This is a genomic window from Bradyrhizobium sp. IC4060 (genome assembly GCF_020193715.1).
Classification (GTDB): Bacteria; Pseudomonadota; Alphaproteobacteria; order Rhizobiales; family Xanthobacteraceae; genus Bradyrhizobium; species Bradyrhizobium yuanmingense.
On sequence record NZ_JADYVJ010000004.1, the window covers coordinates 404,689 to 423,383 of the forward strand.

Genomic DNA, 18,695 nt, shown 5'->3' on the forward strand with positions numbered 1-18,695 from the left:
CTCCCGTTGATGACCCCGGCGCAACCTGAGTGTCCGCGCAAAGATGCTGCTGGCTTCACGGACCCTCCGCACGGCGATCGCGCCTCGAAGCCGCGCGATGGGAGAGTGTGATGAACGTCGTTGTCTTTGGCTCAACGGGGTCGACAGGACGGCTCGTCGTTGAGTCCGCCTTGTCCGCGGGTCACGTCGTCACCGCCTTTGTCCGTGACCCGAAGCGCATGCCCTTGACGCATCCGAATCTCAGAATCGTCAAGGGCGATGCAATGGATGCAGCCTCGGTGGCATCTGCGGTCCAAGGTGCGGATGCGGTGATCTGCACGTTGGGGATGGTACCTCAGGCGAAGGAGGATCTGGGTCGACGCCAGCCCGGTGTCCCGGTTTGCTCGGTGGGAACCAAGAACATTCTGGCCGCCATGCCTCCAGGCCAGAGTCGACTCATCGTTGAGAGCTCGGTGAGTGTCGGTGAGAGCTACCACACCGGGAGTTTTGGCGCAGGCTTCATGGTCAAGCTCGCACTCAAGGAGGTGATGGCAGACAAGGAGGCGCAGGAGGCAGCTGTCCGGGAGAGTGACTGCGATTGGACGATCGTTCGACCGGCGACGCTGACATTCAAGCGTGCTCGCGGAAACCTGAAGGCCGGGACCGATCTGAGCTGGAACATCACCTCAACAGCCACCCGCGCGGACGTGGCCGAGTATTTGGTCAAGATCCTCGATGACCCCGCGACATACAAGAAGGCCATAACGGTGCGCAACTAGGTTTGGCGACGAATTGCGGTGAACCGCGATCTCCGCCGATGGCGGCCGGAACGCGAGTGAATGGGCAGAGCTGTCAGCGACAACAACCGTTGCAGGAGGGTATTGTGGTGCATGCTAACAGGAAGGCGGTCGGCTTGGTGCTGTGCCTCGGCGCTGTCGTGCTTGTGGCTGGTGGCTGGGCGTATGCCCATTCGAACGAGAGATTCACCGATAACGCCTATATTCGCGGCGAAATGACCTCGCTCGCGCCGAAGGCTGCAGGCTACGTCACGGCCGTGGAGGTTCAGGATAACCAGACCGTTCGTGCAGGCGACGTCCTGTTCCGGATCGACGATCGCGACTACCGCGCACGCCTGGCGCAAGCCGAGGCCAATGTCGAAGCCGCCCAAGCCCGCCTCACCAATGTCGATGCGGAGATCCAACTCCAGCATGCCCTGATACGGCAGGCCGAAGCTCAAAGACTTGCGAGCGTGGCCGAGCTGAATCTGGCGCGAAAGGCCTCCGATCGCCGCCGCGAACTGATCCGCACCAACGCGGTCAGCCAGGCGCAGGTCGATGAAAGCGATGCGGCGCTATCGAGAACCGAGGCGGGGGTGTCGGCGGCGGCGGCAACGGTGGAGGCCCAGCGGGCACGCATCGCCGTCCTTGCCAGCCAGCGCGAAGCTGCACTTGCTGCAGTGGCGCAAGCGCACGCCGCACGCGATCTCGCCCAGATCGATCTCGACCACACCGTGGTGCATGCGCCGGTCGACGGCGTCGTCGGCAACCGCCAGGTTCGCGTCGGCCGGCTTGTCACGCCGGGCACCTCCTTGCTCGATATCGTTCCGGTCAAGGACGTGTGGGTGGTGGCGAACTTCAAGGAAAGCCAGATCGAACATATCCGGCCCGGTCAACGCGCCCGCATCAAGGTGGACGGCTATCCGAACCAGACGATTGAAGGTGTGGTGGACAGCTTTGCGCCCGGCAGCGGTTCTGCGTTCACCCTGCTCCCCACTGACAATGCGACGGGGAACTTCATTCGTGTCGTTCAACGGGTGCCTGTGAAAATCCGCTTCGACAGAAATCCATTGCCCGGCCGCGTCGTGCCTGGCCTGTCGGCGCGTGTCGAAATAGATCGAGGAAGCGGCACATGACCGCGATCGCCGACGCCACGCCAGGCTACGACAGACGCGCGGCAGGAAGCATTCTTGTCGCAGGCATCGTGCTCGCCACTCTGACGGAGGCAATCGCAAGCACCGTCCTGTCGCTCGGACGCAACGACATCATTGGCGACACCCATGCGACTCCCGACGAGTTCGCCTGGCTGGACATCGGATACACCGCAACAAAGCTAGTCGGGTTCATGGCCGCCTCCTGGCTCATGACACGCACCAGTCCGCGCCGCCTGATCATCGGTTCGACGCTGGTCATGGGCACGGCCTGCGGCATCGCCGCCATCACGTATCGGTTAGATCTGCTGGTCGCACTCCGCATCATACAGGGCTTCTCCGGCGGCGCCTTGCTTGTCGCGGGACAGTCGATCATTTTTCTCGCCTATCCGCGATCCTGCCAGCCGATCCTTCAGGCTCTGTTTGCGATGGGGTCTGTGGTGGCTCCTGCGACCATCGCTCCGGCGCTCCAGGGATGGTTGATCGACAGCCAGTCGTGGGCATGGATTTTCTTCGGCGTTGTTCCGGTAGCCCTCGCCGCTATCGGACTTCTGCTGATCGCAGACGGTCCCAGGCCCGTTGCGGCTGCGCGCCTTCCGTTCGACTGGGTCGGCTTCTTGCTGATCTCAGTCACATTCTTCTGCTTCACCTATGTTCTCAACCAAGGCAGCCGATGGCGCTGGTTAGAGGAGCCTCGCATCGTGTGGCTGACCGTGATCGGCGCAGCCGCTTTGCTGGCATTTCTCGGCCAACAAGCGATGGCCAAAAGCCAAGGCCTGTTCGATTTCACCCTGTTCCGGTCGAGCGATTTCTCCTTCGCCTTCATCGTCAGTTTCGTCGCCGGTGCCGCCTTGTTCGGCAGCGCGTATCTGATCCCGTCGTTTGCCGTGTCCGTACTCGCGTTCACGCCAAGTGAGGCCGGCCAGCTCCTATTGCCGAGCGGCGCGCTTTTCGTCGGCGCGCTCCTCATTGCTGCCTTTCTCATGCAGGTCAGGGGCGCTCCCCCTATCGCCACGGTGCCGTTCGGAATCCTGATGATCATGGCCGCGATGTGGATGCTGTCCGGCTCGACCAGCGAAAGTGGCGCCGACGACATGATGGCCGCCATCCTGCTTCGCGGCTTTGGACTTGGCTTCCTTTTCCTGTCGATCACCCTTATCGCTTTCAGCGACCTCAACAACCGCAATCGAGCGTCCGGCATCGGTCTTTTCAACGCCGGGCGCCAGCTCGGAGGCCTCATGGGGGTAGCCGGGCTCCAGACCATGATCGACCACAATGTCACCACCAATGCCACGGTGCTTGGCGCGAGTGTCACCGCAGGCCTTCCCGCGGTCAGCGAGCGGCTGGGAACGACGAGTGCCATGCTCGCAGCACGAGGAATGGACAGCGTGGCCGCCGGCCGGACTGCGATGGGTCTGTTGGGTCGAGCCCTCACCGGTCAATCCACGGTGATCGCTTTCGACACCGCGTTCGCTGCCATCGCTCTTCTTTTCGTCATCGCTGCGCCGGTTCTGGTCACCATCAAGATCGCGTTTGCCCTGCACGCGAAGAAGCGCGCGGCGCAGTTAGCCCGAACCGAGGAGCCGTACATGACATACCCCGCGTCGAAACCCTCCCGCCAAGCCAATGTCGTGTCGAGGCCAGACCCTCGCGCCGAGATCGTGCTGGCGGTCAGCGAGGCTCTCGCCCATCCGAGCGGCGCGCCCGCTGACCTCGATAGTATTTTGGACCGAAGCGGATACTCGAAGGAAGACATTCTATCGGCATTCGAGAGCGTCGACGATCTCATCGTCGCGATCGCCGAACACAAAGCCTCACTCATATCGCAGCCATTGGTGAGGAGAGCGCGCCCCGGCACCGTAGACGATGCACGCGAGACACTCATCGCGTTCGGCCGGGTTGCTTGGGAGGAATACTCGACCACCCTGGTCGGGTTCGTTCGGATGATGATGACCGAGGGTGCACGCAATCCTGCGCTCAAGAAGCGGGTGCACGAGGCGGGACAAGGGATTGTCACACTCAAGCTACGGGAGTTTCTGTCCGCAGCAAATGAGCGGGGGATCCTGTCGATATCGGACGCTCAGCTATACGCCGAGCAATTGCTGGGACTACTGAGAGAACCGCTCTACCAGGCGCTGATGCTGACTCCGGCAATGAGCCTGGAAGCCCCAGCCGCCGACCGCGTCAGAGCCAGTATCGAAAGCTTCATTCATGGATGCGGGAGCACGCGGAGTATGAAGCGATGAGCGCAGCCAATGATATTGGCCGGTCAAGATGGTCTGGCCCGAGCGAGAGCCCTTCAAGACTGAAGGTCGTCGGCGACGTCCCGGCGGACCTGGCGAACAGCATCGACGATAATGGGTCCCTGGTGACGGTCGACCCCGCCGACTGGATCGTCTGTTTCGTGCCCGGCCTTCGACGGCAATGGTGGCATCGCTTCGTCCATCACAGGCATAAGCATGTCTTTGCCATGCGACCCACGAGCACGGGGAGTTGGCTGCTCGTTGAGCCGTGGTGGACGCGCATGATGGTGACGATCCTGCCACCGGCCGATGCCGTCAGATTTCTTCGGTGGGGTGCGACGGGCGATATCCTGCGGGTCCGCGAAGCGGTCCCGGGCAAGGCGAGCCAGCTTCGCGGTTGGTCGAACTGCGCGGTTCTCTCGGCGTTCTTGCTCGGCCGACCGAGCTGGACATGGACACCGCACGGTCTCTACCGGCAGCTACTGCGCGAAAGGTCAACGCGGCGCGAGAACGTGCAGCAACTTCTCGTCGACCAGTTCACCAAAGTCGTCAGCCATTACTCGTCCAACGCGCTGAGTGTCAGTGCCGACCAGCTTTCCTTGCCACTCAGGGAACTACTCATCATCATTGGGCGCAATCTCCTCGAAACGATGATGACGCCGTCGTTGCTGGAGGTCTGTCATACAGCCATACTTGAAGCGGACCGCTACCCCGATGCGACACGTGCCTACGCGCAACATGGACCTACGCCAGCCATCGCGGTCCTTACGAAAATTCTGGCAAAAGCGAAGCAGGCCGGAGAAATCGATCTAGCACATTGCGAAGCCGGCGCCCGCCAGTTTCTTGGGATGCTCCATGGAAACGTCCATCTGGAGGCCGTGCTTCAGCTCGGCGACGTACCAACGCTTTCCGACATCGATTTGCGCGCTCGCACCGCGGTGAAAGTCTTTCTCGACGGCGCCGAGCCTGACGAGAGGACAGGAATCGTTGCGCGAGCGGCATTGACGGCATGACTGGTGCCACTCGCAGCGACAATCCTGCTGTGAGGTGGGGTTGCCATGGCCAGGATGCGCCGGTCTCTCTACATACTCGCAGCGCGGCGCAGCTGCCCACATGCGTCGCCGACGACAAAGAAACGAAGTGGGAAGATGCCGGCTATGTCGGCCGGCTCTAATCCAGACAGAACGTTGAAAGCGGTTCTGTCGGGCGGCCTTCGAGTCGGCTTCGCCTCCGCCTCGGCGGGTAAAGTAGATCACAATGCCGAGAGTGGCCCCGCCGATTGGTCGCCAAAATCACCGTTTGAAAAACCGTTTCAGTTCGGTCGTCTCAAACGGTTCGCGAGGGCAAGTCCTTGAAGAACTTGGTGGGCGCACCAGGGCTCGAACCTGGGATCCGCTGATTAAGAGTCAGCCTTGGGTTGAGAACGATCAATGACTTGCTGGTCGCACGACCGGGCTTATCCGACTGAAAGTGGGCGTTCGTCGCACGATCAAAGTGCTGCATTTCACCGGCTAACATCCGCGCGGTCGGAGCATCCGCGGGGTAGACCCTGGCATCTGGTTGGCGCCGTGTCTCTTGCAAGCTACCGTTAGAGTGGCTCACGCGCGGATTGGAGCCTTTTCCGTTCCGATTGATCGAATCCTCGGATACCCTCATTCCGCCGCGTCAGCGGAACTGGCGAAGTTCGATAGATGGCTGCATGGAGAGCGGAGATGGGCCGGCTCGATAAGCAGATGGATCCGTTCCACCCTGCCGCGCATCTGACGACGGCGGATCGCGTCGCCGACAATCTTGGGCTTGAGCAAGTCGACACGTCGTCGTCCGTTGAACCGGCCCGAGAGAAAGCCGCCTCGTCACCCGCGCATTTTGGGTCGGGCCGGGCGGGGACCGGTGTAACGGGCTCTACCAATTGGATCGACCGAGCACGTCGCATCTGGCGGCGCCATCTCCAGCGCGATCAACTCCCCCGAACGACCGGGGGGTCGACGGGAAACTTCGAGCGCTGGTTGATCGCACTGCTGAGCGTCGGCTTCGTCGTGAGTTGCGTTTGCGCGATCATTGTCTTCATGCAGGTCAACGCGCGCAAATTGGAGATCGCAACACTGCAACGTGATATCATCGCACTCAAGCTACGCGTAGCCAGGCTCGATCAGATCGCAAGCACGAACGAGATGCGCGAAAAGGCAAGCCGTGGAATACCCAAACCGCCGTCGGAGATCCAACGCGACCAGGCTCCGCTCATCCTGTCACGTGAAGAGATTCAGCTTGTCCGAGACTATATCAAGCCTGCACCAGTTGCTGGTCCCGCGACTGAGACGACAAAGGTCGGCGATCCCGTCGTGGGAGAAACCGTTCCCTTTTCCTCTCCGATCACGGACAAGGTGCGGAAGCTGCTCGGCGCGAGATTTACCGTTCGCAATGGCGTTGTTGTCATCGTCCGCAGCGGCAGCCGTCACGCTGATGCTGTAATTGGGCCCAATTGACGAGAACTGGCCGCGATCGCAGTGGTCGATCGCCCTCTTAAGGCTGGTTGTTCGGTGGTCTTTCAATGAACCGCCGGCTGCCATTGAGAAGCTCGAGGTTATTGGCGATAACCGGGTTGCCTGGATCGAGCGAATAGGCCTTCTCGAACTTTCGGCGCGCCGCACTCAGATTGCCGCGCAGCATGTACGAATATCCCTGGTCATTCAGGACCTGCACGGTTTCGCCGCCCAGCCGGATCGCTTGGGCATAGGCCTGATCTGCGAGATCAAAGCGACGTATCCGATCATAGCTCGCCGCGAGTCCAACCCAGGCCGTCACGTCCTTCGGCGATTTCTCGACCGCATCCCTGAAATAGCGATTGGCTAACCCGTAGCTGCCGCGGTTGAAATGCTCCAAGCCCAGCCGTACCGGCTCGTCCGAGGGATAATATTTGACGTCGGTCGGCTCCTGCACGGGGTCCCCCCCAGGCGGCTCGACGGGAGCGACGACGGCAGCCTGCCTCAGCGTATGATCACACCCCGCAAGGCCGATCCCCAACCAGCAACAGGTCAGCATGAAGATGATACGTCGCATAACCCCTTGATCCCCCGCACGTCGCAGCAACTTCACTGCGCCGTTCGCAAACAACATCGCCAAAACCACGCACTAAAAATCGTTACCTGCCGCCTACGCCTACTCCACCAACCGGCACTGATACTCCAGCAGTCGATCCAGCCCCCAATCCTTCTATGTTGACGTTCTGGGTTGGGGCAGTCCGCACGCCCATTTGTTTCGTCGCATCGCCAATGTCGGGAAGCTGATCCACTGGCTGTTTCGTGTTGCCATAGCGAGTCACGGCGGCGCCCACGCGCCGCGCGTCGTACGTGATCCTGCGATCACCGACGTTTCGCGGCCATGGATGGATTGTGTGGGTGACCGCGTTGACCTCCTTGGCATTGCCGGCACTCATCGTGATGGTGTCTGAACGCTGGAAATAGCGGTCCACCTCGTCATGACCGGCCACCCCGTAACATCCCCCGAGCAGCAGCGGTGCGAACAGAGCCAGATACCTGATGGTCATCTCCCGCTTCCTTCTCAGTTGAGCGTTTTTACGACGGGCTGGTTCGCAACAGCCGGTGCCGGAATGGTCGCAGTGAGCTCGGGAGCGATGATGTGACCATAAGGTCCTTTAACGTCGCCGCCGGAGTTGACGTAGTCATTGTAACGCTTGCGGACTTCCATCTGGCCATTGAGGAAGAAATCGACGTCGTTGGCCGGAAGGCGAGAGTCGAGCGGCGACGCCAATTGCTGACCGGGTGCGGCCGGTGCGACCAGGCGCGGCGTCACGATGATGACGAGATCGGTTTCCTCCTGCTGGTACGACTTGCTGCTGAACAAGGCTCCAAGCACGGGCACCGAACCGATCCAGGGCAATTGCGAAACGTCCTGACGGTTGCGGGTTTGCAGCAAGCCGGCGATCGCAAAGCTCTGGCCGTCCCGCAGCTCCACCGTGGTCCGTGCATCGCGGCGGGTCAACGCCGGAACTGTCGTCCCCTGAATCGTCACTGCATTGGCGAAATCAAGCTCGCTGACCGACGGCTCCACCCGAAGGTTGATGACCCCCCGCGAGAGCACGGTGGGGACAAAGGCCAGTTCGACACCGAACTTTTTGTAGTCGATGGTGATGGTCGGAAAGCCGGCTGCGGTCGTGTTCGGGATCGGCACTGGAAACTCACCACCGGCCAGAAAGCGCGCTGCATCTCCGGAAAGCGTGGTCAAGTTCGGCTCGGCCAACCTGCGAGCCAATCCTTTGGTTTCCAGCGCAGAGATCAACAAGTCCACCGAACCGCCATTGCTGGTTCGGACGATGCTGGTCAACAAGCTTCCGAACGGGACCGGAGCTATGCCGCCCGCTGTGCCAAGAAGCGTACCAGCTGTTCCGAGTAACGGCAGGCTGCCGGTTGGGGGGGCACCGACTTGGCCGCCGCCAACGCCCAGGGGGCTATTAGCGGTGTTGATACCACCAATCGGTCGCCGGCCCGCCGTAGTGCTCAAATTGCCACGTCCCGTATTCGCGACGTTGGTCCCGTTGGCATTCGCTGCGTACAGGTTCACACCGAGGTCGCGGCCGGCATCCCGGGTGACCTCGAGAAAACGCACCTCCAGCATCACCTGCTGCGGCGCCGCGACACTCATCGCGTTGACGACAGTGCCCCCCTTCGCGACTGTGCTGGTGGCGATCGCCATGGCCCGCTCGGCCGTAACCGCATCGGCGGCCGTTCCGCTGAGCACCACCTGGCCCTCGGAAGCCGAGACGCGGATCCCGTGCCCGCCAGTGCTGCTGCGGATATTCTGCTGGAGATTGCCGGTATCGATCACGACCTCGACGTCGAGGATGCCGATCTGCTTCATCGAGGAGTCGAGCAGGATGACGTTGGTGGTGCCGGTCTGCTTGCCCTGGACGTAGATCAGGTGATCGCTGAGCGACTTCACGTCCACAATGTCGGGCGAGCCGGCCACGATAGTTGCGAAAGCCGTATCGACCTTGAAGGTGCGTGACTTGTTGACCACCACCTTGACCCGCTGGACGTCGTTCATTTCGCTGACGAAGACGCCGCCGCCGGAGGAGCCCCGCCGGTCTGCCGCTGTCGCGGGGTCAGCGGACGCAAAGGAGGCGAGCGCCGCGCCAAGACCCATCACGCTGAAGGCGAGAAGCCTCCTTATCTTACCCGAAATGCGACCGCCACCCATTCGAGTCCCCCCAACTGCGATCCGCGGCTCCCCCGCAAATCTACGTGCTCGATATCCCCAATAGTTCCCCTCTGCGCACCACGCCGCAGAGCTTACAAGATGTCCGACTACAATTCGTTACTTCGCGTTTCCAAGATCATCGTCCTTGATGCTGCCTGCGTGCAAGAAGAGACGCTTACCGCACAGCCTCAAGTGGCAAAGAAAACTTTCCAATGTTGCGGGCGCGCATCATTTCTCTCTGCAGCTCCGTTCAGAACTGCTGCAGCACGACCACGTTTGCGCGATTCCGTCGTGGCTCACGATCGAACGGCGTCGGCTCGTCGTCTCCAAACGGCACTTGGCCAGGCTCAGATTGCTTTGGCGCAGTTCGATTCCGAGGGGTTTGTCCAGCTCGAGCGCCGACCCGAGGCGATGTCGGCCAAGATGGGTAAGGCACGTTGCCATATTTTGCCTAGAAGGGAATTTGCGTTGACGCGCTCGGTGCATTGAGCGTCGTACCCCATATCGGCATCAGCATGGTGAAGCCGGCTTGAGAAGCGGTCACTGTCAAATTGGTGCCGCTGGATGCCACGCTCAGCGTCGGCGTGAGACCGCCGCGATACAGGAACGGCGCGGCAGTCTGCTTTGCGGTTGTGGACATGGGATCGCCCGCGCAGCTTGACGGCGACTGAGGCGGGCTTTGAAGCAAGGCAGGCGTGTAGCAGTTGATCATGACCGCTCGGGCCCCCGCGCTCGCGAGCGTCCGCAAGGACTGCATCGTGATCGCATAGCGTCCGAGATCGAAGATGGCGAAGATCAACGTGAAAAGGGACACAAAGGCGAGGATGAACTCGAACGATGCGATGCCCCGCTGATCGAGCTTTCTCATCACTGCACCAAGCGGACAACTTGGGTGTAAGGGACGGTGACCGGATTACATCCATCCGTGCTCAGGAAGCCGCCACCGCCCATGGTGAGAGTTTTGGCGATCACTTGTGAACAGGTCGTATTGGTACTTTGCGTCGCTCCGTTCCAGGTCACGTCGACGTGCGGGAAATACATCGCACCACCCAGCTTAACCGAACCACCGTTGATGGTGACCTGATTACTGCTCTTGCTCGGTGCTTGATCATCAATCAGCACGCCGTTCAGATCAGAAGAGAAAGTGTTGGTGTAAGGCGCGGACAGATTAACTACAGCGCCGCCAGAGATGGAAATGCTGGAATCCCCGAGTAATACAAGAGTGACGCCTAAACCTGTGCCAGCCGGTGGCCAGGGTGTGCAGGCACTGCAAGTGATGGTTCCGCCATTGAATCTTATCGTGCCATTGTAGAAAAAGTACGTGCCCGGACTAAAATCTACCGCGTTCCCGGTCGTGCACGTTAGGTTGCGGTACAGGTTAGTGCTGCTCGGCGGGGTATTAGGCGTCAACGTACCACTGCATGCCAAATCGTTTGGCTTCCCGCTCGAGGTCAAGCTATTGAACGATTGGCTGTCCAATTTGCTAAGTGGATTGTTGGCATACGGCATGAAATAGTTGTACGTGACGCCGGGATTGGCGCAGGTGCTGGCTGGACTACAGCCGGTTACACCCAAGACGGCCCATCCCGAACCGGTGAAAGAGGCAGTGCTGGCAAACTGAACACTGGCATCCGACATTATCGGGCAACCCGTGCCGTTGTTGCTGACGTTACCGGCAATCTTAAGCGCCCCTCCGCCGCCGTTCGGATCAGGTCCGAGCGCCAAGGCGCACACCTTGCTCGGCAGTTCAACCAGAGCGATGGCTTGAGCGGGGATGTTGACGGTCGTCAGACCCAGCACTGCCGACAAGTAGGCCGGCTGCTGCTGGCTGACCATGGCGCGAACGGCGTTACCGCCGCCTCCTGCGGGCGGCGTTGTGAACGCACCCGCACTGTAGCTGCCGATATCGATCTGCACGGCCCGCGAGATTCCTGCTGGAAGGCTTGTCGCACAGTTGGTGCCCGGATAGGCCGTGTCACCGGAGTTGCAGAACCCGTTCTGCGCCGCGAATTCCTTTGCTTGATAATCCACTGATGTATCGCAGAGCACACCAGCATTGTCGCATGCAAGTCGCAGGGCGCCCGAGTAGGCCGCTGCATCGGCGGCATTCTGCGCGTGCTGCCTGGTGACGTACCACGATCCCGCCTCGGCCCCGAGTGCGACCACGCCGATGAGCGGAATCAGCACGATGACTGTTGCGAATGCGGCCGAGCCTCGTCTGGAACGGAGCAGACTGCGCATGAGAACACCTACTGGAAACGTTCGGAGTAAGGCAGCGTGTACGTGCAACTGCTGGGGCACAGCACCGACGTCAACACAATCGGGGCCAAAGTGACGGTCGTCGAAAATGTAAAGTACTTGGGAGTCAAACCAAGGTTGCCGGAGTTGCAGGCTGTGCTTCCGCACATGACCTGGATGTTGCCGATGGTATGCCCGGCGACCGTTGTCTGGAGCGTCGACACCCAGGTCCCCGGGTTCGCCGGGTCGGGCGGACTCTTGTATTGAATGTATTGTCCGAATGAGCGCAAGGCCGACCACGCAGAGATAAACCGGAAGCCCGCGGCAGCGACGTCGGCAAGCGGCATCAGCAGGAACGACACCATGAAAATGTAAACGATGACCGTCTCAAACGCGACGGCGCCGCGCTGATCGGCGACGAAGGACCCTTTACGATACGCGCGCCTGCCTCCACGGGGACTTGCCACGTGCGATCGCGTCACCCGAGCCGCAGCGATCTGAACCATGTCCACCACAATCCGGCCACGCATAGCCGCTCACCAAACGTAAGGAATCACTCGCCAACGTGATGCTTCGTAACTCGAATACTCGGGGCAATTGCGCCGAAGCAGGTCTTCTTCGTAAAGGATTCGGCAGACCTGAATGCCTATATGCAGGACCAGGACCATCACCGTGACCGGTGTCAGGTATTGCAGGACGACGCCCAGCACCACGATTTCTTCGGCGACATAGAGCGGGTGCTTGATCCATCGATAGGGTCCGGTCTGGACCACCGAGCGCGCCTGCGGCACCAGGCTGAACGATCGACCCAGATGTCGGATGGTGACGAGCATCATGATCGTGCCGACCAGCACGCAAGCCGTCGATGCCAGGTTGGGCAGCGTGTCGTCGGTTTTGCCGAGGAAGCTGATCGACCACGGCAGATAGCTGCCGACGAAGGCAGCTATTCTTGGAAGCAGGCCATCGGCATGCGCCTTTGCCGGTGAGCGCGTCATGATCAACAGCGCCAGGAGCATGTAGAAGATGCCGAGGCAAAAGCTCGACAAGAGCGAGGGCCACGGATCGTGCAGCGACGCCCCAATCCTGACGGCGACGCAAAGAGCCAGCAACAAGAACCACAAGCTGCCAAGCAGCCGCATGATCCGGTCGTAAGATCCGCTCTTGGAGAGGGCAATTGTGCTCATGGCTACTTTCCGAAGCTGGCGAACGAACGCACGAGGTGAAGAACGGGACTTCCCCCCATGATGACGAACATGGCTGGGAGCAGGAACAGCACCATCGGAATGGTCAGCTTGGCGCCCAACTTGTGCGCCCTTTCTTCCAGCTTGGTGATGCGTTCCCGCCGCAGGTCGAGCGCGATACTGCGCAGCGCCTGGCCCAACGGCGTTCCGTACTGCAAGCTCTGGCTGATCATCGTGCCGAACCGGCGAAGACCATCCGAAGTGACCGCCAAATTCTCGAATGCTTCGACGCGGCTTGGCAGTATCCGGAGATCATCAAGGAGTCGGTGCAGCACCCAGGCCATGGCAGGATTGGTCGACTTCATTTCTTCGGCGACGCGCCCCAGCCCGCTTTCCAGGCCCATTCCCGCCTCGCTGCACACGATCAGCAAATCGATCATATCCGGCGTGCCCAGCCGAATGGCAGCATCGAAGCGCCGCTTCATCACCGACAGAGCCAATCGCGGACCCAAGATTCCGATCACCACACCCATCAGCGTGAAGACCAGCACGTCGGCAGGTCTCCTTCCCGAAAGTTGCGCCAGAAGCAGCGCAATGACCGGCAGCGCGAACATGCTGACGATCTTGATGCCGATCCAGATCGGCAAGGTTCTATGATGATTGAAACCAGATGAGTGGAGGACCGTTCGTAGCTCCTCCAGATTCTCCTCGGCGTAGAAGCGTCGATAGCGCATGCCCAGCCACGAGAACCAACCGGTCAGGTCTTTGAAGGGGGCTGAACGGTAAGGGATACCCATCACGGCGTTTGAGACCCGCGTGTCCAATGCACGGACGTGTAGTTCGCGGATGATTAACATGAAGGCCGCCGTTCCAGCTACGACTGCGAGGGCCACCAGCCCGAGTCCAAAAGTCATAGTTCTGTTTCCCGCCTGACCATCCAACTTATCACCAGATGCCCGATGAGCACCGAGACTACCGCGTAAGCCAGAAGCTTGTTTCCGGTCGGGTCAGTGAACAGCAGATCGATGTTCTGCGGATTGGCCGCGTATAGCAATGCTCCGGCAATCAGGGGCGAGATCGTGAGTGCTCGCGAGGAAAAGATCACTTCTCCCGCCAGCGCCTTGGCGCGAGCAGCGAGCGCAACACGCTGACTCACCGTGTCGCCCAGCGTCTGCAAGGTCTCGGCCAAGCTGCCGCCGGACTTCAATTGAACCGCAAGTGTCACCGCAAACATCGCATACTCTGCCACTTGCGTTCGCCGATAGACGCCTTCGACGGCTTCCTCCGGAGGTCTTCCCAGATTCATTTCGCTGCATACGATTGCAAATTGTCCAGACGTCGGTTGCGGCATTTCGCGCGCGATGGTGCGAAATGCTTCGTGCACAGGCAGACCCGATCGAACCGTACTCGTCACCAGCTGAATGGCGTCAGGCAGCTGCCGGAAAAGTTGACTGGCGAACCGACGTTGCTGCCAGCCAAACAGACCTCGCACGACTACCACGGCGGCAACCGCAGCCGCGACAGACACGTAGAAAACGGAAAATCCCAGCAGGCGATTAGCGTAGAAGATCGCTGCTACGGCGATAGCGGCAGCAAGCAGCACATACGCCGGATGCCAGGCGTGAACCATCTCGGGCCTGTAATTGGCCAAACGGTGGAGAAGCAGATATCGGGAGCCGGTTTCCGCCCGGCGAATGGATGGCAGGCTGGCCGGATGGGAGGCCGGTAGAGCGACCGCCAGCCGGCGGTCCATGCGTCGCTCCCGGCCGTCGAGCCATAACGAGCCGACGGCTGCGCACATCGCGAGCACCAGAACAGCGACGATCACGGCCTCAGGTATCATATCTGCCTCACTGCCTCGGCCCAGGCGCGATCGAGCCCGAAATAGACGAGACGGCTCTTGAATTTCGGGACTGCAAGGGTGGCCCGGTAAGTGCCCGAGATCCGCCCATTGTCGTCCTCCTCCTGGTATTCGAATGTTGCGATGTCATTGGTGGTGATCACATCCGATTCCAGCCCCATCACCTCGCTGATCTGGATAATGCGACGTTGCCCATCGCGCATGCGTTCGACTTGCACGATGAGATCCAGTGCAGCGACGATCTGAGTTCGAATGGCTCGCGACGGCAGATTCACCTGCCCCATCTGCACCATGTTCTCGATGCGGGTCAGGGCGTCGCGAGCACTATTGGCATGGACCGTGGAGATCGAACCATCATGGCCGGTGTTCATCGCCTGCAGCATGTCAAACGCTTCGGCGCCGCGCACCTCGCCCACGACGATCCGGTCAGGACGCATGCGCAGCGCATTCCACAACAGATCGCGCTGTGTCACCTGCCCCGTGCCTTCAAGGCTGGGAGGCCGGGTCTCCAGGCTGATCACGTGCGGCTGCTGGAGCTGCAACTCCGCCGCATCCTCGATGGTGACGACGCGTTCGCTGTGATCGATGAACTGGCTCATGGCGTTGAGCAGCGTCGTCTTGCCGGACCCGGTGCCGCCGGAGACCAGGACATTGAGCCGACACCGGGCGGCAATCTCCAGCAATTGTCCGACGGCTGCGGTCATCGAGCCGTTTTCGATCAGTGCGGCGATATCCAGGCGGCGGCTCGGAAACTTTCTAATCGAGATGCAGGGGCTGTGGATCGCCAGCGGCGGGAAGATGATGTTGACGCGGCTGCCGTCGGACAAGCGGCAATCCACCATCGGACTGGATTCGTCGATGCGCCGTCCAACTTGCGCGGCAATTTTCTGGGCCACCGATGCGATGTGATCATTGTCGCGGAAGCGCACCGCGATCCGCTCCAGCTTGCCGGCTCGTTCGACATAAACGTTGCTCGGCCCGTTAATCATGATGTCGTTGATCGATTGATCGAGCAGAAGCGGACGCAGCGGCCCATAGCCGGTCATGTCGTCGGCAATCTCGTCCGCCAGTTGAAGCTGCTCGCGACCCGACAGTTCGAGCCGTTCCTCATTGGCGATGCCATGGATGATTTCCTCGATCTGGCGCCGAAGGACGTCACGCGAAACAGTTGCGGCCACCGATGGCTCAATCTGCTCGATGACGCGTTCGCGCAGTGAAGCTGGCATCACCGGCCGGTCAATCGAAGCCTCGTCGCGCCTTGAGGTTGATGCAGGCACGCTTGGCGTCGTTGCAGCCAAGCTCGGCGTCGATGCAGGCAAGCGAACCGGCGTTTCCTCGTCGCGCCTACCAAACTTTCTCATAGCCCCAGCAGCCTCCGCAGCCGTCCCTTCTGCTCGGCGCCAAGCCCCGTGATCTCCCGTACGATCGGCGCGAGATGGCGCCGCAGTGCAGATACGTGCTTCAGCGCGGGAATTCCGAGATTGACCGCCTGGGTCATGCCCTTCCCGAGATCGGGTACGACCATGTCAGGCTCTGTCCCCAACGCCTTGACCACCGCGGCCCTGGGAAGGCCCCCCGGGCGATTGGCACGGTTCAGCAAGGTGAAGACCCGATCCCTGCCGGCAATGTTGGTGACGGCGGCCCGCAGTGCGTGGGCATTGCGAAGTCCGGTCACCTCCGCCTCCAGCAGCACCAGCACGTGCCGGGAAAGAGAAATCACCGGATGGATGGATGACGGAAACGGGACCGGGACATCGACAACGATGTAGTTGAATCGTTGGCGGAGCAGGCCAAGGACGTGCCTCACGCCCGCTTCGGTGATGTCGAGCTGAGCGTCCAGTTCCTCATCGGCGGAGATCAGGCTGACTCGCTCGTTGACTGCGATTGCGGCGCGCTCGAGGAACAACGTGTCCGCCCGCATCGGGTTCTCCAGGGCGATGCGCAGGCCTGGTCCGGGCTGAACACCCAGCATCACGGCTGTTTCGCCGCCTTGAAGATGAAGATCGAGCAGCGCGACCTTGGCCTTGGTGGTCTCCGCCAGTTGCAGCGCGAGATTGATGGCGATGCTCGTTGCGCCGGCACCGCCCTGCGCGCCGCAGATCGAGATCACATGCCCGCCTCGGTCGGTCGGCGCCGGCGCACGATCGCCAAGCAGCTTTGGGCGCAGCTGGTCCAGCACCATGTCCCGCGTGATCGGCCTCGGCAGGTACTCGGTCAGGCCGAGCTCCATGAGCGCGCGATAGAAGGTGATCTCCCTGCTTTCACCGATCAGAGCCACCCGGACATCGGGCGGACAGACGCCGGCCAGCCGCTCCAGTTCGGCAAATGGATCATCGATTCCACTGATGTCCGTCACCAGGGCGAATAGTTCGGTGTCCGTTTCGAGCATCCGTATGGCATTGCGGATCGTGCCCCGCTTGATCGAAATGTTGCTGCCTTCAAGGCCCTTGCGCAGAGCCGCGGCACTCAGTTCGTCATTGACGAAGCAGACGATGCGATTGCGGGCGACAACAGACGTCGCTTCTTCGGGCGTACTGATGGCCGCTATGTTAACGCTCATCAACGTTTCTCCAGCAACTTGCCTGCCTGAACCACCATCGTCGCCCCGCGGCGGGACACTTCCGACCCGTCGCAGTTGATCGGAACGTCGCCATCGGCAGATTCCTGTTTCCTGACCGAGTATTGCTTTATCTGACCACCGGAATGAACAACGACCGCTGCAGTCCGGCCAGCAATCGCATTTTGGCGGGCGATTTCCGGCGACACATCGCAGCTGGACATGGCGCCAGTGTCCGCCGTATCCCACTGCTCGACTGCGGCCCGCACCGCCAGGGAAAGCGTTCCGAGCTGCCTTGCGACCGTGATCTTCTTGACCTGGTCCGGGGCAAGCTCCAACGACACAGTCTGCGCTTGCTTGCCGGCCACCGAGCCGGCTACCGAGCTTACGGTTCGGCCACCCTGCATGATTTCCTGGTCAATCGCGATGACTCGAACGTTTCCTAGAACGGTCTCGCTCAGGGCCCGGCGCGCGGGATCTGCCTTCTCGAACACCTGGGTCAACAAGACATCAACATGATCGCCCGGCCTGATCAGCCCCGACACGCCAGACTCCTCGTCCACCTTGATGCTGATCGCACGGCTATCCGGTGCCAGGACGCTGGCCAGGAAGCCACGATCCCGAGGTCGCAATACGTCCTGCAAGGTGATGGGACTGCCAGCGTCGACGAACTTGCGGACCAGAGAGCCGGGAAGTCCGGCCTTCGAGTCCGGTGTTTCCAGGATCGCCCCTGCGGGAAGGCGTTCAGGCGACACCGAGCGCACGGCGAAATCTTCTTCGCGGGCCAATGTACCTTTCGACAGCGGACGTGCCGCGACAAAATACCCGACAGTCGAAGGAGGCGCCGGCCCTTGCGCCGTAACCGTTACGGGAACCTGTTTCGGCAGGTTCATGTTGTAGGCGATCAGCCCGAATGCGGTGGTTGCGAGCAAGAGCACCAGGATGATCGAGAGGCGCAACGTGGATGACATGTCAAAATCCTCTGCTCGAGATGGTCCAGATGCCACCGCACGCTATGGCCACCCCGTAAGGCAGGGGCGCGTGTCGCACGTGGCGCCAGCGCTCGATCGCGTAGACGCGCCGTGCGAGCGACGAACCGACCGGCGCCAATTTCGGATATGGCAGGACGCGCATCACCAGATGCACCAGGGCAAGAACGCCCCCGGCCAGCGCGGTTACCGCCAGCAACTCAATCAAGCCCGTCGGCGGCAGGCCAATGGCCAAAGCTACCAGTAACTTGACGTCGCCTCCGCCAATCCCGCCACGCTGGTAGAGCGCGAGCAGCAGCAGGAACAGGAGCGTCGCGGCGATGAGGGATTCGGCAAGTTGCATTGGGCTGGCAAGCTGACGGGCGATCCCGAGCAGCGCCAGCAAGAGACAGACGTCATTTCGGATCGTGCGGGTCGCGACGTCGAGCGTTGCGACATACAGCAACAACGAGATTGCCAGTATCGAGACGATGGAAGAAACCCAGCTCATGCATGCCTCAGGGTGG

19 protein-coding genes and 1 pseudogene are annotated in these 18,695 nt (G+C 61.0%); 7 read left to right on the plus strand and 13 right to left on the minus strand.

Annotation, left to right across the window (positions count from 1 at the left end; genetic code table 11):
* Positions 1-110: 110 nt before the first annotated feature.
* The 6 genes and pseudogenes from I6F16_RS17935 to I6F16_RS17960 all read left to right on the plus strand — a co-directional run bounded on the left by I6F16_RS17935 (position 111) and on the right by I6F16_RS17960 (position 6,632).
* The gene (locus tag I6F16_RS17935; protein WP_225114615.1) at positions 111-758 is read left to right on the plus strand and encodes an NAD(P)-binding oxidoreductase; all 648 of its coding nucleotides are present in this window, start codon (positions 111-113) and stop codon (positions 756-758) included.
* An 89-nt stretch (positions 759-847) separates the two neighbouring features.
* Positions 848-1,891 carry an HlyD family secretion protein gene (locus tag I6F16_RS17940; protein WP_225173900.1) on the plus strand — a complete coding sequence of 348 codons (1,044 nt, stop codon included), beginning with the start codon at positions 848-850 and terminating at the stop codon, positions 1,889-1,891.
* Positions 1,888-3,465 (plus strand): annotated as a pseudogene (locus I6F16_RS17945) (DHA2 family efflux MFS transporter permease subunit); the annotation flags it as partial. The gene I6F16_RS17940 and the pseudogene I6F16_RS17945, both read left to right, overlap by 4 nt.
* Before the next feature lie 30 nt (positions 3,466-3,495).
* A complete protein-coding gene (locus tag I6F16_RS38005) occupies positions 3,496-4,152 on the plus strand; it encodes a TetR/AcrR family transcriptional regulator C-terminal domain-containing protein (RefSeq protein WP_225114639.1) in 657 nt (218 codons plus the stop codon).
* Positions 4,149-5,162, plus strand: a complete 1,014-nt coding sequence (locus I6F16_RS17955) for a TetR/AcrR family transcriptional regulator C-terminal domain-containing protein (RefSeq protein ID WP_225114614.1) — start codon at positions 4,149-4,151, stop codon at positions 5,160-5,162. The genes I6F16_RS38005 and I6F16_RS17955 overlap by 4 nt, the downstream gene beginning before the upstream one ends.
* 699 nt (positions 5,163-5,861) lie before the next feature.
* Positions 5,862-6,632: a hypothetical protein gene (locus I6F16_RS17960; protein ID WP_109145690.1), complete on the plus strand. Its 771-nt coding sequence runs from the start codon at positions 5,862-5,864 to the stop codon at positions 6,630-6,632.
* Between the two features lie 37 nt (positions 6,633-6,669).
* On the opposite strand, the gene I6F16_RS17965 is transcribed toward I6F16_RS17960, so the two are convergent.
* The 3 genes from I6F16_RS17965 to I6F16_RS17975 form a co-directional block, all read right to left on the minus strand.
* Complete coding sequence (locus I6F16_RS17965) at positions 6,670-7,206, minus strand: tetratricopeptide repeat protein (protein WP_085969012.1); 537 nt, start codon at positions 7,204-7,206, stop codon at positions 6,670-6,672.
* An 82-nt stretch (positions 7,207-7,288) separates the two neighbouring features.
* Positions 7,289-7,693 carry a hypothetical protein gene (locus I6F16_RS17970; protein WP_036008116.1) on the minus strand — a complete coding sequence of 135 codons (405 nt, stop codon included), beginning with the start codon at positions 7,691-7,693 and terminating at the stop codon, positions 7,289-7,291.
* A gap of 14 nt (positions 7,694-7,707) precedes the next feature.
* Positions 7,708-9,363: a type II and III secretion system protein family protein gene (locus I6F16_RS17975; protein ID WP_225173901.1), complete on the minus strand. Its 1,656-nt coding sequence runs from the start codon at positions 9,361-9,363 to the stop codon at positions 7,708-7,710.
* 99 nt (positions 9,364-9,462) lie between these two features.
* Between I6F16_RS17975 and I6F16_RS17980 the strand changes: the two genes are divergently transcribed.
* Positions 9,463-9,852 (plus strand): hypothetical protein, encoded by a 390-nt coding sequence (locus I6F16_RS17980; RefSeq protein WP_146207697.1) that lies wholly within the window; start codon positions 9,463-9,465, stop codon positions 9,850-9,852.
* Here the strand turns inward: I6F16_RS17980 and I6F16_RS17985 are convergent.
* The 10 genes from I6F16_RS17985 to I6F16_RS18030 are packed head-to-tail and all read right to left on the minus strand — an operon-like array spanning position 9,815 to position 18,679.
* Entirely contained in the window at positions 9,815-10,231 is a 417-nt protein-coding gene (locus I6F16_RS17985) for a TadE family protein (protein ID WP_225114731.1), read from the minus strand. The genes I6F16_RS17980 and I6F16_RS17985 overlap by 38 nt on opposite strands.
* Complete coding sequence (locus I6F16_RS17990; protein ID WP_225114732.1) at positions 10,231-11,604, minus strand: pilus assembly protein TadG-related protein; 1,374 nt, start codon at positions 11,602-11,604, stop codon at positions 10,231-10,233. The genes I6F16_RS17985 and I6F16_RS17990 overlap by 1 nt, the downstream gene beginning before the upstream one ends.
* An 8-nt stretch (positions 11,605-11,612) precedes the next feature.
* Positions 11,613-12,107: a hypothetical protein gene (locus I6F16_RS17995; RefSeq protein WP_225114733.1), complete on the minus strand. Its 495-nt coding sequence runs from the start codon at positions 12,105-12,107 to the stop codon at positions 11,613-11,615.
* 30 nt (positions 12,108-12,137) lie between these two features.
* The gene (locus I6F16_RS18000) at positions 12,138-12,740 is read right to left on the minus strand and encodes a methyltransferase (RefSeq protein WP_225143698.1); all 603 of its coding nucleotides are present in this window, start codon (positions 12,738-12,740) and stop codon (positions 12,138-12,140) included.
* 47 nt (positions 12,741-12,787) lie between these two features.
* Entirely contained in the window at positions 12,788-13,696 is a 909-nt protein-coding gene (locus I6F16_RS18005) for a type II secretion system F family protein (RefSeq protein WP_036031699.1), read from the minus strand.
* A complete protein-coding gene (locus I6F16_RS18010) occupies positions 13,693-14,625 on the minus strand; it encodes a type II secretion system F family protein (protein ID WP_036008132.1) in 933 nt (310 codons plus the stop codon). The genes I6F16_RS18005 and I6F16_RS18010 overlap by 4 nt, the downstream gene beginning before the upstream one ends.
* Entirely contained in the window at positions 14,622-16,004 is a 1,383-nt protein-coding gene (locus tag I6F16_RS18015) for a CpaF family protein (protein ID WP_036008135.1), read from the minus strand. Before I6F16_RS18015 ends, I6F16_RS18010 begins: the two co-directional genes overlap by 4 nt.
* Positions 16,001-17,203: an AAA family ATPase gene (locus I6F16_RS18020; protein ID WP_036008138.1), complete on the minus strand. Its 1,203-nt coding sequence runs from the start codon at positions 17,201-17,203 to the stop codon at positions 16,001-16,003. The genes I6F16_RS18015 and I6F16_RS18020 overlap by 4 nt, the downstream gene beginning before the upstream one ends.
* Positions 17,203-18,171: a Flp pilus assembly protein CpaB gene (gene cpaB, locus I6F16_RS18025; RefSeq protein WP_192893116.1), complete on the minus strand. Its 969-nt coding sequence runs from the start codon at positions 18,169-18,171 to the stop codon at positions 17,203-17,205. Before cpaB ends, I6F16_RS18020 begins: the two co-directional genes overlap by 1 nt.
* A gap of 1 nt (position 18,172) precedes the next feature.
* Complete coding sequence (locus I6F16_RS18030; protein WP_225173902.1) at positions 18,173-18,679, minus strand: prepilin peptidase; 507 nt, start codon at positions 18,677-18,679, stop codon at positions 18,173-18,175.
* Positions 18,680-18,695 lie beyond the last annotated feature (16 nt).